The sequence below is a fragment of the Aporhodopirellula rubra genome (genome assembly GCF_014192335.1).
In the GTDB taxonomy this organism is placed as follows: Bacteria; Planctomycetota; Planctomycetia; order Pirellulales; family Pirellulaceae; genus Rhodopirellula; species Rhodopirellula rubra.
On record NZ_JACHXU010000019.1, the window covers coordinates 129,792 to 146,293 of the forward strand.

A 16,502-nucleotide genomic window follows, 5' to 3' on the forward strand; every position below is an offset into this window, starting at 1 on the left:
GATAGCGATGGCCATCCAGCGAAAGATATTTCGATACCGAGGCGATGTGCAAGGCGTCGGGTTCCGAGTCAACGCGATCGAACAAGCGAGGGGTTTGAAGATCGCCGGTTATGTGCGAAACGAACCCAATGGCGACGTGACAATGGATGTCCAAGGCACCGCTGAAGACGTGCGTGAATTGGAGAAACGGGTCGCCTCGTCGATGGAATATAGAATTAACGAATTGCTTGTCGATGTCCGAGACCCGTTGTCGGATCGAAAGGGATTTCGGATCCGCTACTGATTGCACGCGTTTCCAATCTACCCGTAACGCGTCAGAGAGTGGAACGCGTTCTGGCAACACCGAGCTACGTTGCCGGTCCCGCTTGTTCCCTCCGCCGAGAACGCGTCCGGCAAAGAGCTGGACGCTGAGATTAATCTGACTGAGTCTCCAGCCGGTTTAGGGGCTGAGCACCGAAATCGTGAAATCGACGTGATAGGGTTGGTTCCCAGGCAGTGTGTATTCACGGTGCGTTCGGGCACCCCAACTGTTGTCGCCACCGACGCCGTGCACTTTCGTGTCGACGAAGACTGTGTTGAAATCACGCGGAGTGAGTTCGTGTGGGTGACGTGCCGATTCGACTTCGGCGAGCGTGTTGGCCCAAACGTTCATGCTCAGCGGAGTGTCGCCGGTCAGTTTCAACCCGTGTCCGGACGAATCCGCGATCGTCATCCAGCGTACGTCACACCGATTGCCGGAATCTTGCGTCCGCGGATACGGGTAGAACATGTCCTCGACGGTCGACTGATAGATGCCGATCTCGCCACCGGTTTTGCGGTCGCAATAGGTTTCATGCGGCCCACGTCCGTACCACGCGACTTGCTCGAAGCGGTCGGGAACCGCAAACGTGACTCCGAACCGAGGCAGGAGCGGCAGATTGCCCTTGCCCGGAACGTAGTTCGCTCGCACGCGGACGTCGCCATTGCCTGACACGGTGTAGCGGATCTCGCATTTTGATCCGCCGACGGGCAGTTTACCTTTGACGATGACGTCGATACCGCCGGTGACCGTCTCGGTTTTCAACTCCGTGACTTTCATTTGGTCGCCCGCGTGACGCCACGCACCGAGGCGATTGAGGTAGCCGTTGCCACGTTGGTTGTCGTTGGGTGTTTTCCAAAAGTTCAGAGCTAACGGTTGGTCGAGCATTTCGGTGCTGCCAACGTTCAGCGAGGTCATCAAACCGGTCTGTGAATCGAAACGGACTTGCAGATCGCCCGCGGTCGCGGTGACTGATTTCTCGTCTTCGGTTAACGTCACGTCTGTGTTTGCGGCTTCAACCGTCGCAGGCTCGGTCGGTGACAATTCGAATTGATCCCATGCGACCCGGTGCCCGACGGGAGCCCAGGTGGTTTCGGTCGACGTTTCGAACAGCACGGTCAGCATGCATTCACCCTTCATTGCGTCAGTCAGCATCGTCGGAATCACGATCGTTTGTTCGCTCATCGGTTCGATATCGAACGGTTTCAACGTCGCTCGCGAGACCAGTTTTCCGTCGCAACGAAGTTCAACTTTGGGTGTGAACTCGTTCGTGTTGGTGAACACGAATTTGTTTTGCACTCGGAACTGTCCGGCGCCGAGATCGTCGACGTGAACTTTGATGTTTTGGTGAACCTTTTTGACTTCCCATAAATGCGGGTTCGGTTTGCGATCCGGTGAGATCAAACCGTTCATGCAGAAGTTCGCGTCGTTGGGTTGGTCACCGAAATCGCCCCCGTAGGCGAAGAACGTTTCCGGTTCCGATTGAGTCGTTTCCTGCATGTTTGCGTTGCGAAGATCGAGGTCGAGCACCAATCCTTCAACACTGCGATCCGCGGGCGATGCGACTTCGGCGGGCGTGAGGGCCCGGTTGTAGATGCGTGCGGTCTGGATCGGCAGCGGCGACGTCCGGTTGGTGACTTCCGAGTTGCGACCGATGTTGACCGGGAAAACGCTCGAGGAGAGTTCGCCGGACAACGCCGACTGTGCGGCGAGTTTTCCGTTGACGTAGACTCGCATCTCGGTGCCATCGTACGTCGCGGTGATGCGGTTGGCACCGTCGGTGAGGTTCGCGTCTTTGTAGCTGACCTTGAGGCTCTTCCAATTGTCCGTGAACAAGGTCAGGTTGATGCCCGCGTTGTCCATTCGTAACAGGTACTGATGATCGCCTTTGCTGATCAACGGGCAATAGGTGCTGGCATGATTGCCGTGAACGATAGCTTCGAGGGTCAGTGTCGACGTCAGTTGCAACGAATCGTCGTCAGGCACCGCAACTGCACCGGTGACACCTTTTTCAGCATCGGGGCTGCCGATAGCCGTTGAGATTGATTTCGGGTTTTGCGTGTCGGCGACGTGCCAAACCGGGGGCACGACTTTGCGTAGGCCTTGATCGACCCAGTCCCAAATGAATCCACCTTGAAGAGCCTCGTGGGATTCGATCGCGTCCCAGTATTCTTGGAAATTGCCAACGCTGTTGCCCATCGCGTGGGCGTACTCGCAAAGTGCGAGAGGGCGGTCAGGGTTGTTTTCGGCGTATTTGACGATCCGGTCGATCGTTGCGTACATCGGGCAGCGAATGTCGGTGTTGCGATCGCCAAAACCGGCTTGCTCGTACTGAACCGGTCGCGACGGATCGCGGGCTTTTACCCAGTCGTAGTTGGCGAAGAAGTTGACCCCGTTGCCCGCTTCGTTGCCGAGCGACCAGATGATGATCGACGGATGGTTCTTGTCTCGTTCGACCATGCGTTGAAGGCGATCCAGGTGAGCCTTGCCCCAGTTCGGATCTTTGGCGAGCGATTCTTTGCCGTAGCCCATGCCGTGGGATTCGATGTTCGTTTCGTCGATCACGTACAAACCGTATTCGTCACACAACGCGTACCACATCGGGACGTTCGGATAGTGGCACGTCCGAACGGCGTTGATGTTGAATTGCTTCATCAATTTGATGTCGGCAATCATCGATTCGCGGCTGACGGTGTGACCGGTATCCGGGTGATGTTCGTGACGGTTGACGCCCTTGAGGTAAATGGGCTTGCCGTTGACGTGGACCTTGAGATCCTTGATCTCGACTTCACGGAATCCGACACGGCTCGTGGTAACCTCAATCGTTTTGCCGCTGGTGTCTTTGAGCGTTAACAGCAGTCGGTAGAGATTCGGTGTTTCGGCCGTCCAAAGCTTCGGTGCCGTGACGTCTTGTTTGAGTGTCACGGATGCCGTTTCGCCGGCTTCGACGGAGGCCGATTCTTCGGTGTTGCCGATGACGACGCCTGCGTCATCGAGTAGTTCAGCCGAAAGGAGGAAACCAGTGCTGGTTGGCAATTGGTTGGCGATCTCAACATCCACCGAAAGTGTTGCGTCGCGGTAGCTGTCGTCCAAATCGGTGTGTACGAAGTAGTCGTGAATCTGCAATTGGTCGGCCGACCACAGGTAAACGTCGCGGAAGATCCCGCTCAATCGCCAGAAGTCTTGATCCTCGAGATAGCTGCCGTCGCTGTAGCGATAGACTTCGGCCGCGATCGTGTTCGATCCCGGTTTAACATGGTCTGTCAGATCGAACATCGCCGGCGTGCGGCTGCCTTGGCTGTAACCGATCTTCTCACCGTTGACCCACAAGTAGAACGCGGAGTCGACGCCGTCAAATTGCACGACGATTTTGCGGCCGTCCCACGATTCGGGAATGGTGAATTCACGGCGATATGAACCGACCGGGTTTCGTTGCGACGCGTTGGTGAAGTGGGCGGGCGGTTCTCCTATCACACGCGGTGGATCGACGTGAAACGGGTATTTCATGTTGGTGTACAGAGGCACGCCGTAACCTTGCAATTGCCAATTGCTGGGTACGGGAATGTCGTCCCAATCCGCGACGTCGTAGTCGGATCGGTAAAAGTCAGCGGGACGTTCGCTCGGATTTTTCGACCAGTGAAACTTCCACGCCCCGTTGAGCGATTGGAAATACGGCGTCGCGTCGGGAGTCGCCTTCAATGCCGCGTCGCGATTCGGGTAAGGCAGCGAGGTGGCCCGGGGCGGCAATTTGTTGATTCCGATGACCTGTTCATTTTCCCAGTCATGTGTCTCAGCCTGTGTTGTCGTGCAACAGCAGAGGCCGAAAAAGAGAACGGAAAAGACGGCGTTCGATTTCAAACAATGTGAAGTGCCGAGACGCGTTGCAGCAAGCGATTTCATGGTCGTTTGGGGGATGGAACGTGGCGGGAAGGTGGAGGTCCCCTGTTTCGGCCCCGTTCGGGCTCGAAATTTCGCTCGGCGGGCCTGCCAATGCGGTTTCAACCGAGCAGCATTTTTTAGGGTGCGAGTAGGGCGAGCGGGGGACGCAGAGGGAACCGGCAATGTACCTGCCCATGGCGCCGCAAACCACATCCCCTCTATTGATTTCCTAAGGCATATTGTCGCGCTACCTAGCGGTCGAGCCGGTGCCGGACGCACGCATGGGTACATGCCGGCTACTCGTGGTCGACCGAGATCGATTCGGCGTAGGCGAGTTCGCCTGTTCGTCCGTCGAAGTATTGAAAAATCACTTGCGGATGAGGGAACGCGACCAGTCGTTTTTCGCCGAGCTTTTTCGGCATGTTGAATACGTTATTCACCTGGACGACGCAGTAATGCGGGTACAACCGTTCCAGGCGAGGAACGTCGGGCAGGATGTAGCTGCTCCAACGGATGTCCATCTCACGCGGTCCGAATGTCCATTTCCCGGTTGCCGGTCGATCGCTCTCGTCGTTCTTGGGAACGTGGTTGACGCTGTTGTGCGGTCCACAGCAGAATTCCCAAACGTGGTCGGTGATTTTGATCGCAAAACTGTTGTGGAGATCGCCGGTCATGACGAACACCTTTTTGCCAATCTTGTCCCACGCGTCGATCAGCATTTCACGTTCGTCAAAGAAGCCCGTCCATGCTTCCTCTTTGTTCGCCGCGTCGGCTTCGAATCCTCCGGCGCCGCTGTGCGGGATCATGAAAGGTACCGACGAGATGACGAAAAAGAAATCCGCGTCGCTGGACTGCATCGATTCAAGTAACCACTGCACTTGGGGCTTTCCGAGCATCGAGACCCCGGGTTTGTCTCTCTCGGAAACGTCGTGCATGTCCCGGTCGCCTCGGGTGTCGATGATGAAGAACTCGCAGTTCGCAACTCGCATCTTCCCGTAACTGCGCCGACCGATCGAATAGCTGACCGCGTCATCGTCCACCTTTGCGGGCATGTGCAACCGCAGGTGATGTTTGTCGACGACTTCGACAATGTCGTAGACGTAGGAGTTCTTGTTCCCGTCGTCGTTGTCGAAACGCATGTCATTCACCCCGGCCTCTTTCGTGCCCCAGTGAACGTGTAGGTTAAGCATGTTCTCGATCGGCAGGTCGGTGAAGTCGGCATCGGGATCGAAGAGCAAATCGCTGCCCGCGGTCATTTTTGCCTTGCCGAAATGGATCGGGTCGGAATGTTCCATCGGGTTCGCCCATCCGAGATAGTCGTACCAGGCCTGCGTGCCGATGTCGCGAAAGACGGTGCGACGATGCCGTTTGCCTGATTCGCCGGAGCCCCAGATGTCGTTGACGAGTTCGTGATCGTCGAACGTGAACATGCTCGGCACGTTGCGATGCCATTGCGCCAGTGCGACGCCACGTTCGAGATAGAGTTTGTAGTTCTCCCAAACGCCCACGATTGTTGGCGCGATGTCGACGACCGTGGGTAACGTTTCAACACCCTGGATCAGACGCCAGGCCTCGGCCGGGTAGGTTCGCAATTCCTCGTACAACCAATCCCCGTTCATGATGTGGAAGTGGACCTTGTCGGCCCAATCTTCATTGAGGTGTTCGTACGTTGTGGTGCGGTGGCCGGCGCCGTGCAGCGGGTTTTGATTCGCACACGATCCGATCTGGAATCGGAAGTTGAACAGACCTTCGGGGTTGTGTTCGGCGTTTCGTGATTCGGATTCGCTGGGCAGGGTGCGAAAGGTACCCGGCAATCCGTGCGGCCGACCGTTGACGTGGACTTGGTAGTGGTAACGCGTGTCGGGGCTGAGTTGATCGAGCGTCAGCACGCCGGTGTTGTCGTGTTCGATGTGAGTCACGCCCGTGTCGCTGGTTTGGTTCATTGACTCCGGTGCGACCCCGTATTGGATTTCAAAACCACCCGGGTCGGATGTCCGCACCCAAACCCGAACCGATTCGGCGGTGGGCATTCCAAGCATCGGACCATGAGTCAACCGAATCGGATCACGCTCGGCGAGTTGTGCGGATGTGGATGAGCAGAACAAGCAAGACGTCAGCGCAGCGGCAACGCCGGCTAGGATAAATCGGTGCATGAGAAGCTTCGACGTGGGGAAACGGGCGTCATCGGCAGATCACACAACCAAGCGTGACGCGATGCCGGATCGACGCGTCATTCTACGCGAAACAAACACGCTCAATGGGCGTGATTGAACACCGAGATTTCGCGGCCAATCAATCGCGGACGCTCTCGATTTTCAGCCCGTCGATGTGGATCGCTTAAGAGTAAAGCAACAACGCCAAACCGTTTCCCTGAACCTGGGCTGCCCGGCTAGTTGCGGCTTTGGTTGAACAGTTCTCGGATTTCGAAATCCGAGAGCGTGCGACTGAACATGGCGAACTCGTCGATGCGTCCGTTGAGGTTTCGGACGGGCGAATCGTCGTAAAGCCGAACCGGACTCCAGTTGCCCAGTTCCGTGTTGCCGAAGCGGATCTTCTCCACCGGGGGTCCCGGTTCGTTCGGTTCGCTGCCGACGCGAAGGTCAAAGTGGTCGACCCGATTGCCGTCGAGATAATGGGTCAGTGTTTGTGATTTGACATCGACGACAACCGCCAAATGCATCCAACGTCCCAGGTCTTCGTACCCGAGTGCTGGTTTGGTCACGTAGATACGGCGTTTCAGGTTCAGCAGTTTCAAACCCGCGTCGATCTCGCCGGACGATTTGATCTGCCAGTGCAAATTACCGTCTTCGTATCGGTCGGTCAGGAAGATCGAATTGAAGAAGCGATCGAAACCGTCGAGCCTCAGCCACGTCGTCATCGTGATGTCGCCGAACTCGCCCGGGATGTTCAGCCGGACTCGGTCGCTCGGCTTTTTGAACTCGAGCGATGGTTTCGCTTCCCATCGACCCGGACTGGCTTCGCAGCCGATAATCGATCCGTCAATCGCGTTCTTGCTGAGGTCTTTGAGCACCTGTGGGTTATCCACCTGGGAATCAAAATCGTAGAAGACGATCAGACTCGGGTCCTGTTTGATTCTTTCGCGGTACGCAAGCCACGCCTGATAGCTTTCCTTTTCTTGGGTCGTTTTTCGTCGACTCAGGTCGATCGTGTTGGTGAACTGGCTGGGGTTGGATTCGATCTTCTCCCAGTCTCTGCCGTTTTTTTGAAGAAGGCCTTCGCCCGATAAGACGGTTTGCGAAGACGCGTTGCCATTGAGCGAATCGACACGCACTTCACCGTCAAAGACGTGCAATTCTTGCTTGCCGTCGGGTTTGATCTCGACGCCAAATTCGGTACCGAGGTCCAGGTATTTCGTGTTGAGGGTTTCGATCGAAAACCCGACCGCGGCGGGCGGCACGTAACAGCGGACTTTCCCGTTATGCAAGAACGCCTTGTCGACCGACACGAGGTCCAGTTTCGCGGGACCTTCGACCACAATCATCGCACCGGACAGGAAGACGATTTCGAGAATTCCTGAATCGAATTTTACCGAGTGACTCGGAACGACTTCACCGACACGCAGCGGTGTCGACGATGCGCCCCAATTCACGTCGACAGCGCTCTTGATCAACGCGATCGAACGGTTGCTGACCAAACGAGTTGGCGGTAGCAGCGAATTGGCGGCAGGCACGACCGGTTGGGTGCGGACGGCGATGGATTTCGCGGCCGGACTGTTGATCGGGCTATCGAGCTCTGAGTCGTCAAAACGAAGCGAGAACAGAGCAAGGACCAGGGACGCGGCGCAGGCGAGACCAACGGCGATCCAAATCGATTTTCCGGGACCGAGGATTTTACCTTTCGGTGTCACCGGAGTGGCATCGTCCGTGTCCGGCGCGTCCTGACGCATGACGGGGGCGAGCGAAACGCCGTGTAGGTCGGTGCCGCTCTGGTCAATTTCGTAAATGTCGGCGATCTCATTAAGAGCCGCGTGCGTCGCCATGGTGTCACGGAATTGTCGGCGTCGCTCGCTGCTCTCTCGCAACGTCGACTCCAGTTTATTGAACGACTCCTGATCGAGCAGGCCGGCACAATACCGGTCCACTAGGTCGTTGAATTCGGCGAGAGTAGAAGCGGAACTAGACATAGATGTTCAATATGGGGAGCGGTGTCAGTTTGGCATCAACTTCATTTCGACACATTCTTTTAGTCGCCGGCGTAACCGTCCCAGCAATTTGTAGAGACGGTTCACGGGGAGACTATGTTTTTCGGCAACCCTGTTGATCGGCGTGCCACTGGCATAGGCGGCGATCAGCAGGTGTCGGTCGTTGCCTTCTAGTCGGGTCAAACAATCGCTCAGGTATCGGATCCGCTCTTCGATATCGAGAGATTCGTTGTCGCCGGTGTATTCTTCTGCAAGGGTCGTGATCAAATCTTCGTCGAGGACGAATCGATCGCGTGCTAAACGTCGTCGGTACGCCAACACCTCGAAGCGGGCAATCACATAAGCCCATTTCAAGAAGCCGGTCGGGTCTTCCAGTTCGTTGAATTTTTTCCAGAGCACCGTGCTGACGTTCTGCATCACCTCGTCGACCGAGTCCCGGTCGCCGAGCAACGTGAACAGAAACGCCCGGATGCGGCGTTCGTTCGTGGTGAAAAGTTGGACGAAATTTGCGACTTCGGCATCGTTGCCGGATCGGTCTCCTCGTTCGTTCATCGCCGATCCTGTGGAATTCGCACTATAGAGTTACTGCCGGTCGAAATGAGATCGGCCAAACGAATTCCATTTTATACCGCTTTTTCTTTTAAGGATGTCTCGTTGACGTTGCTGGCCCTTTATGTGGGATTCTGGGGCGATCGAGAATGGCCGGTGATGCAATTTCGCAGTTTTCTATTGCGTTTTCGCAAGCAGGCTCGCTGCCTTTGGCGGGCCAACGAGATGCGATATTTGAAGGTGTTTATCTCGCTCGTTACATGAGTCGAGCCCTGAAAGCGATAGTGCATTGCAGGGCTCGATTTGTTTAAAGGCGGGGCTAGCGAAAGGCTAGAATTCTTCGCTGATCACTTCGCTCGATGCTCGTGTGCCGAGCGATCCCCAGAGTCCGTATGGGCTTTGAGAACCTGCCGGTGAGAACTTCGACATGTCGGTGTCAACCGAACGTCCAACGGTGTTCCCGTCTGGGTCGCCCGTGTCGATGCTGTCGGTGATGAATTTGACTGCACCGTCTGCCATCAGCACATGACAGCCGCCCTGGTGATAGCTGCCTGCCGAGAAGATCCCGTTAGAGTTGTTGCCGGAGTTTGGCCATGGGTTCCCACGAGGGTTCCCGCGGGCACCGCTGCAGCTAGCACTGTTTGGCGGAGCGATCGTCTGGAACGCACTGCACCCGATGGCACCACTGCCCCAGTTGTTTCCGCGGCGGAAGAGATACTTCAAGGCGTCGCTGCCGTCCCAGTAGTTTTGCCCGAGGTAGTATCCAGGTCGATCTGGGTCGATCACGGTGCCAACGGCATTGAAACAAGTCGAACCTGGGTTGGCCCACATGCTGCCCGCGTCGATTTGGGCGCGAATGGCACCCTGGACTCGGCGGTCATCCAGGCTCGTTGCGATTTCACCGCCGGCAATGGTGTTGGACAAACCGTCGAGGATGTCGCGGAAGGCGAGACCCAGGAACGGTTTGAACACGCCGCGATGAGCGGTGCGATGGATACCGTCGGGGTAGGCCCAGTTAGGGATGATTGAGCTGTCGCCGATGCAGGCGGCGTAATTGATGCGTCCGAAGCCGGTTCCGCTCTTTCCGGAATCCGATGGGCAGCGAAGCGTCGGGACGGACGTTCGGTATGCGGGGTAGGCGGTGCTTCGCTCAGGCGAAGGCCCCATCGCGGGCCAGCTCGAACCGCCAACGGTCAACGGATTTGAGATGGTTTCCCAGAGAGCTTGTTGCTCGAAGAATGGCAGCAGGCCGACGACGTATCCGAGCATTGCACGGTTGTTCTTGTCGTCGCCACCGATTGGCTTTGAGTCAGGCTCCGCGGGAGTGGAATCGTGACGAGTCACTCCGGACCAACCATTGGTACCGCCAGTTGACGCTGGCAACTTGTTGTAGGCGGAGTGGTAGTTGTGCATGGCTAGGCCGAGCTGCTTGAAATTGTTGCCACACGACATGCGGCGAGCGGCTTCACGAGCAGATTGAACGGCCGGCAACAGCAAGCCGACCAGCACGCCGATAATAGCGATGACCACCAATAGCTCCACGAGCGTGAAGCCCCTGCGGTCGTTTTCTCTTTTGAAAAGCATCGAACGTCTTCCTCATCGGGACATGGGATAAAGATACAACTAACGTCAATTAAGACGCGCCGGGAGTTGGCGGTCTGCAAGAAAATCGGTGTGAGGTGACGGGGGGAGTCACCAATGCCGATCTCATTTCGGTGTCATGAATGGATGGAGGAAATCGCACCCGGGCAAACTAGTTGTAGAGTGCCGCGTCTTCTTTGCTCATTCCTTCGGGAACGAAGTTGATGACTTCGTCGGATTCGATCAGACGTGGATCGTTTTCATCGAGGTTTGGTTGGACGTCCGCGGGATTGTCTCCGCATCCGATGAAGCACGTGAGTGTCAGACTAAGTGCGAGAACGCCAACGGCAGATGATTTGAAGTTTTGAGTTGGCATGAGATGTCTGCTTTCGTTTGTTTGGTGGAGGGGCTATTGGGGTGGGAGTCGCACGCGTCAATGGTTTACTGCCGGCTGCGACAATTTTTACCCTTGAAAAACAGAAAAAGTTTTGCTGGGCGGGTGCCTGTAATCAGTGAGCTCCGCGAATCGGTTTTTGTGCCATCGTTAAGGGGTGAGCGAACCGATAGTGATGAGAGTTCGGTGCAGAGGTTGGTACTCATGGGAGTCTCGCTGTGCATGACGGCCTTGTTCATCGGGCGCGATGTGTGGGCAAGGCAGATCGACGTTGCGGGCAAATTTCGGAAGCGGTTTAACGGTCTTCTTTCATTGCGGCTTCGCTCATTGATTCAGCTCGAGATCCGGCTTCGTCGTAAAGCGATTTGGCTTCGTCGGTGACTTCAATGACTTCGTTTTGCGATCCGCATCCGGTGAATGAGAAGATCGCTGGGGCAACGAGTAGCAATAGCAAGAATTGGCGGGTCGTTTTCATGGTGAATGTGGTGGTAGGAGTGTGGGCGGCGGAGCGGTTAGGTGAGTCCAGACGCTCGTGACCGCCTGAGAAGGTCAGGCGACCGAACGAGCATTCTTAGTCGTGCTGGACGGGCGCATTGGTGTCGCAAAGAGGCATCGCGGAGCAGCGTTGCAAGGAACGCTGCGTCGTGGTCTTCACGCGACGATTAGAATTCGCCGTCGATCACTTCGTTGGACGCACGGGTTCCGAGAGCTCCCCATAATCCGTACGGGCTTTCTGATCCGGTGTCCGGGCCACCTGAGCTGCCGACGGGGATCGCGTTTTGGTTTCCGGCTTCGATCGAATCGGTGATGAATTTGACCGCACCATCGCCCATCAAGACGTGGCAACCGCCTTGGTGGCGACTGCTCGCGGAAAAGTTGCCTTCGTCTTCGATGATCAGGCGAATGCAGTTTGCCGAGTTCGGTGGCACGTTGCAGGTGACCATGGTGTACTTCGGTGAACTTGATGACCACCGGAATCCGCGACGTTCGACTGCGGTCGCAACGAACAGATCTTCGCCGTCACCTTCGGCAATGGTTGTCTTCCAGAATTGCGGGCGTTCTGGATCGAGGTGTTTGTCGCAGGCGTGAATGTTGTCATACATCGCGGTGACACGTACGAAGTCGGTCGTGCGGTGGCGATCGCCGAGGTCGGTGTTAATTTCTGCCATCGCGATCGTATTGGACAAACCGTCTTTAACGTCGGTAAATTCCGATCGCATGTGAGGGACTAGGAATCCACGGCAAATCGGAACCTGTTCACGCTCGACTCGTAACGCGTTATCACGCGACATGCCGACACCGCTATCGACGTCGGTGACGCACCAGCGTGCAAAGGGGCCACGCGCCAATTGGCGAGGTGTGTCGCCGCCGTTGAGTGCGTAGTTGGTGCGTGCCATCGCAGGAAGGCCGACGCCCGGATCGCTGGGGCAGCGATACATCGGGATCTCAGTGACGAATGGTTCGTAGTTGAGTGTGTCGCTGCTGCTGCCCGTTGGGTTGGGGCCCATCGCCGGGAAGCTGGTGCCGTTGTAAGTGCCGGGATTGGAAATCTGTTCCCAAAGTGCTTGCTGCTCACAGAACGGCAGCAGACCTACCAAAATGCTTAGTTGAGCGCGGTTGGATCGTATCGAGGCACCTGCAGTGGAGCCGCTGCCGCAGTCGCCCCATCGTTGAGTCGCGACGGAGGCAGGGACTTCCCATGTGCCGTCACCTTGCTTGGGCAATTGGTTGTAGGCGGAATGGTAATTGTGGATTGCCAGTCCAATCTGTTTGAAGTTGTTGCTGCACGACATGCGTCGTGCGGCTTCTCGTGCGGCCTGAACGGCGGGCAAGAGCAGCCCCACTAAAACTCCGATGATGGCGATTACTACGAGTAACTCCACAAGGGTGAACCCGCTTTTGCGATTCTTCATTTCGGCAATACTCCAAAGGTTAAAAAGACTGATCGAACAGACCCCGGGGCGACGGGTTTGAGCTGCAAGCATTTCCGTATTGGGGCGTTTGCAAACGGAAGCGAGGCGGGTCAACGTCAGAGGCGTTCGACTCGTTTACTGCCGCCTCGCGACAATTTGTCCTCGAAATTCATGTTGAAATTTCAAATAATGCGTTATTAATTCGTGTCGCTAATCTATGGAGGGCGGCCTCTTTTCCTGTATGTCGCTGTTGCGGCGGTTTTCTCGGGTTATGCTGATTCGACGCGTGAGTTTTTGTTTTTCGCCGCAACCCTGGGCTTGTCGCGGGATGGGCTTCTGTTTGTGAGCCTTTCGGGACTGTGGATGTGGGTCCGCAGTGGGTTCGACACCCGACCACCCGTAGTCTATGGATTGTCCCCTTTCGTTATGTTCCACGTTGTACGGGGTGTTGGTGTTGTGCGATGACGATCCACGAGCACGCAGCGAAAGCGAATGAGACCGCGTTGGAATTCACGAAAAAATCAAGAGTTCGGTAGGCCGAAATCCCCGTGCCCGGCAGTAGACATCTCAGGGTGTTCCCTCTCTTGGTCGGCATCGGTCGGTAATCAATGGCAGTTGGGGCAGGCAGGGAACGTTAGGTCCCGCTCCGTTCACCATTGAATGCACCGGAAAAGGTCGTGTTGTTCGGTTGGATGAGGCGTTCGCGACGTGCCGTTTGAAACGCTAGATCGAAGATTCGCGAGAATCGGATCGGGACCCCATTCGCAACACATAGCACCAACGATTGAAAGAATTGGCAGGCTAAATTTTGATGATCACCCATCGTATGTCGGCGATCTTCGTTGCTCTCGTTCTGGGGGCGATCGCTCAATGTGTTGGTGCGAACGAACGCGTCATTGATCACGCACCGTCGACCGCGCAGACGATCGATTTTGATCAGCAGATTCGTCCGATTTTCACGACGCACTGCACGTCTTGTCATGGCGGTGTGAAGCAGGCGGCGGATCTGTCGTTTGTCTATGCGGACTCCGCGATGTATTCAGTGGAACCCGGTGACCCAGAAAACTCTGAGTTGTTGGTGCGGGTGCTCGAACCGGAAGATGAGGATCGCATGCCGCCGCCCGATCATGGGCCACGATTGAATGACGAAGAAATTGATTTGTTGACGCGTTGGGTGAAACAGGGCGCTCAGTGGGGCAGTCATTGGGCGTACCGAATTCCCGAACGTCACAGGGTTCCAGATGTATCGCGGCCGGATTGGGCTCGCGAGCCGATTGATGCGTTTGTTTTGGAACAACTCGATCGACGCGGCATCACGCCCGCCGGGGATGAGATTCCTCACCGTTGGCTCCGCCGTGTTTCGTTGGACCTGATCGGATTGCCGCCAACGATTGCCGAGCGGGACGCATTTTGGGATGACCTGCAAAACAATGGGCCGTCGGCTTATGCGGCGGTCGTTGACCGATTATTGCAATCGCCCCACTTCGGTGAGCGATGGGCGAGCGTCTGGTTCGACTTGGTTCGGTACGCCGATTCGCGTGGGCAGGGCGAAGATTCACCGCGTGTCATTTGGAAGTATCGCGATTGGGTTATCGACGCGTTCAACCAAGACCTGCCGTATGATCAGTTCACGATCAAGCAGCTCGCGGGCGATTTGTTGCCCGACCGGACGATCGAAGATGAAATTGCGACGGCCGTTCATCGTTTGACGAATACCAATGAAGAGGGCGGCACAGACGACGAAGAATTTCGCATCGCCGCGGTGCTCGACCGTGTCAGTACCACGTGGCAGACCTGGCAGGGTACGACCTATGGGTGTGCTCAGTGTCATGACCACCCGTACGACCCGTTCACGCAAGACGAGTTTTATCAGTTCGTCGGCTACTTTAATAACACCGTCGATTGCGATTTGAATGACGATTGGCCCCGTCTTTCTGTTCCGCTCTCGAAGGAAGATTACTCGAACGCCTCACGCCTGCAACGTGATATCGACCGGCGGACGCGTGAGTTGTGGCAACGGGAATGGGATGTCGCCGCGGATCCGAAAAAGTGGACACACTTGCGTATCTCGCATGGGAAGACGAACAAGGCTTCGAAGTTGGAAATCGAAGCTCATGAAGAATGGGACGAGTATTTCACGACCGGCACCGTCTCGAGCGGCACGCTCGTCACGGTCGAAATGCCGATTCCCGATTCGGTGAACTCATTGACCGGGATTCAGATCACGGCGATGCCGCACGATCCCGACCAAGCTCTGATTGATTCGGAGTGGGGATTTGTGATGTCCAACATCAAAGCGGAACTGTTTCTCGTTGGCGATGACGGTTCAAAGGAGAAACCCGAGACGAAATCATTGAAGCTCGCGAAGGTTTACGGTGACGAACCGTATCCGTATCACAATCCCAACGCGAGTCTTAACAACGAGCGAGACGGTTTCTCTGCATACTCCCGCATTCATCATCCGCGTCAGGCCGTGATCGTGCTCGACGATGCGGTTGATGTTCCGGCGGGAGCGAAGTTGCGGTTGACGATTTTGCACCGCGTGACAGAGTTGGCGGCGTTCCCATTGGTGACACGCCGTGCGCACTTTGCGGTTTCATCGGACGAGGAGTTGACGGCTCTACCTCACGGTGCCGATTTCGTCGCAGCGAAGGAGGAACTGCATTCGGTGAAAGATGAGCTCGCGGCGATCAAGAGTACGGAGGTTCCGGTACTGCGGGAACGTGAGCCCTCTTTGACGCGGCCGACTCATGTGTTCGGCGGTGGGTTGTTTCTGACCAAAGAGAAACAGGTCTATCCCGACGTGCCCCGATCCTTGCGTGACGACGATCAACCTTTGTCGAATCGCCTCGAGATGGCAAAGTGGTTGGTCAGTGACGCCAATCCGTTGACGGCGCGTGTCGCGGTCAATCGTTTTTGGGCTCGGATGTTCGGTGTGGGATTGGTCGCGACGGAGGAGGACTTTGGTTCGACCGGGGACCGTCCCTCGCATCCGGAGCTGCTCGACGATTTGGCGGTGCGTTTTCGCGATGACTACCAATGGAGCGTCAAGCGACTGCTGCGTGAGATCGCTCTGTCGCGAACCTATCGGCAGAGTTCAGAGATTCGCCCGGAGCTGATGGAAGCGGACGCGAGCAATCGATTTCTCGCCCGTGGTCCGCGTCACGGATTGCCGGCGGAAACGGTTCGTGACCAGATGCTCGCGATCAGTGGGTTGTTGTCCGAAAAAATGTTCGGCGAACCCGCCTACCCACCGTTGCCGCCGGGCGTTTGGCGGGCACGTCGGGGGTCGTGGAAGACGCCGAAACCGGGCGAAGAAGATCGGTACCGGCGGAGCGTTTATACGTACGTCAAACGGAGCGTGCCGTTTCCGATCTCGGCAACGTTCGACGCACCCTCGCGTGAGTTTTGTGTACCGAAGCGGTTGCGATCCAACACGCCGCTGCAACCATTGATGCTGATGAACGATGCGGGATTCGTTGAATGCTCGCAGGCTCTTGCCGCGAAGATGGGCGGACACTGCGAAGATTTGGCCGGGCAGATCGAACACGGTTTTTCGCTGGCCACGTGTCGGTCGGCGAAACCGGATGAAGTGCAACGGTTGGTCGATCTTCACCGCACGGTTGAGCAGGCGAGTGACGCCTCCAACGCGATGCAGTCGGTCGCCGCCGTACTGATGAACCTCGACGAAGTTATCACCAAGTAACGCCGAGCTTCCTTGGCGGC

11 protein-coding genes are annotated in these 16,502 nt (G+C 56.4%); 3 read left to right on the plus strand and 8 right to left on the minus strand.

All coding sequences use genetic code 11. From position 1 onward, the window contains the following. Positions 1 to 7: 7 nt before the first annotated feature. Entirely contained in the window at positions 8 to 283 is a 276-nt protein-coding gene (locus tag FHS27_RS22525) for an acylphosphatase (protein ID WP_184307239.1), read from the plus strand. A gap of 156 nt (positions 284 to 439) precedes the next feature. Here FHS27_RS22525 and FHS27_RS22530 read toward each other — a convergent pair whose 3' ends face one another. From FHS27_RS22530 to FHS27_RS22545, 4 genes are all read right to left on the minus strand, one after another. Further along, complete coding sequence (locus FHS27_RS22530) at positions 440 to 4,198, minus strand: glycoside hydrolase family 2 TIM barrel-domain containing protein (protein ID WP_184307241.1); 3,759 nt, start codon at positions 4,196 to 4,198, stop codon at positions 440 to 442. 275 nt (positions 4,199 to 4,473) lie between these two features. Beyond that, positions 4,474 to 6,330 (minus strand): alkaline phosphatase D family protein, encoded by a 1,857-nt coding sequence (locus FHS27_RS22535; RefSeq protein WP_184307243.1) that lies wholly within the window; start codon positions 6,328 to 6,330, stop codon positions 4,474 to 4,476. A gap of 236 nt (positions 6,331 to 6,566) precedes the next feature. After that, positions 6,567 to 8,321, minus strand: coding sequence for a LamG domain-containing protein (locus FHS27_RS22540; protein WP_184307245.1), 1,755 nt, complete (start codon positions 8,319 to 8,321; stop codon positions 6,567 to 6,569). Between the two features lie 24 nt (positions 8,322 to 8,345). Next, complete coding sequence (locus tag FHS27_RS22545; protein ID WP_184307247.1) at positions 8,346 to 8,891, minus strand: sigma-70 family RNA polymerase sigma factor; 546 nt, start codon at positions 8,889 to 8,891, stop codon at positions 8,346 to 8,348. 102 nt (positions 8,892 to 8,993) lie between these two features. Here FHS27_RS22545 and FHS27_RS22550 point away from each other — a divergent pair, with 102 nt between their 5' ends. Beyond that, positions 8,994 to 9,152, plus strand: coding sequence for a hypothetical protein (locus FHS27_RS22550; RefSeq protein WP_184307249.1), 159 nt, complete (start codon positions 8,994 to 8,996; stop codon positions 9,150 to 9,152). Between the two features lie 66 nt (positions 9,153 to 9,218). Here the strand turns inward: FHS27_RS22550 and FHS27_RS22555 are convergent, their stop codons facing one another. From FHS27_RS22555 to FHS27_RS22570, 4 genes are all read right to left on the minus strand, one after another. Then, positions 9,219 to 10,472, minus strand: coding sequence for a DUF1559 domain-containing protein (locus FHS27_RS22555; RefSeq protein ID WP_184307251.1), 1,254 nt, complete (start codon positions 10,470 to 10,472; stop codon positions 9,219 to 9,221). A gap of 169 nt (positions 10,473 to 10,641) precedes the next feature. Next, entirely contained in the window at positions 10,642 to 10,845 is a 204-nt protein-coding gene (locus FHS27_RS22560; protein ID WP_184307253.1) for a hypothetical protein, read from the minus strand. 313 nt (positions 10,846 to 11,158) lie between these two features. Next, positions 11,159 to 11,338: a hypothetical protein gene (locus FHS27_RS22565; protein WP_184307255.1), complete on the minus strand. Its 180-nt coding sequence runs from the start codon at positions 11,336 to 11,338 to the stop codon at positions 11,159 to 11,161. Positions 11,339 to 11,525: 187 nt separating this feature from the next. Next, on the minus strand, positions 11,526 to 12,776 hold the full coding sequence (locus tag FHS27_RS22570; RefSeq protein WP_184307257.1) for a DUF1559 domain-containing protein: 1,251 nt from the start codon (positions 12,774 to 12,776) through the stop codon (positions 11,526 to 11,528). An 811-nt stretch (positions 12,777 to 13,587) separates the two neighbouring features. Here FHS27_RS22570 and FHS27_RS22575 point away from each other — a divergent pair. Beyond that, positions 13,588 to 16,482, plus strand: coding sequence for a DUF1553 domain-containing protein (locus tag FHS27_RS22575; RefSeq protein WP_184307259.1), 2,895 nt, complete (start codon positions 13,588 to 13,590; stop codon positions 16,480 to 16,482). Positions 16,483 to 16,502 lie beyond the last annotated feature (20 nt).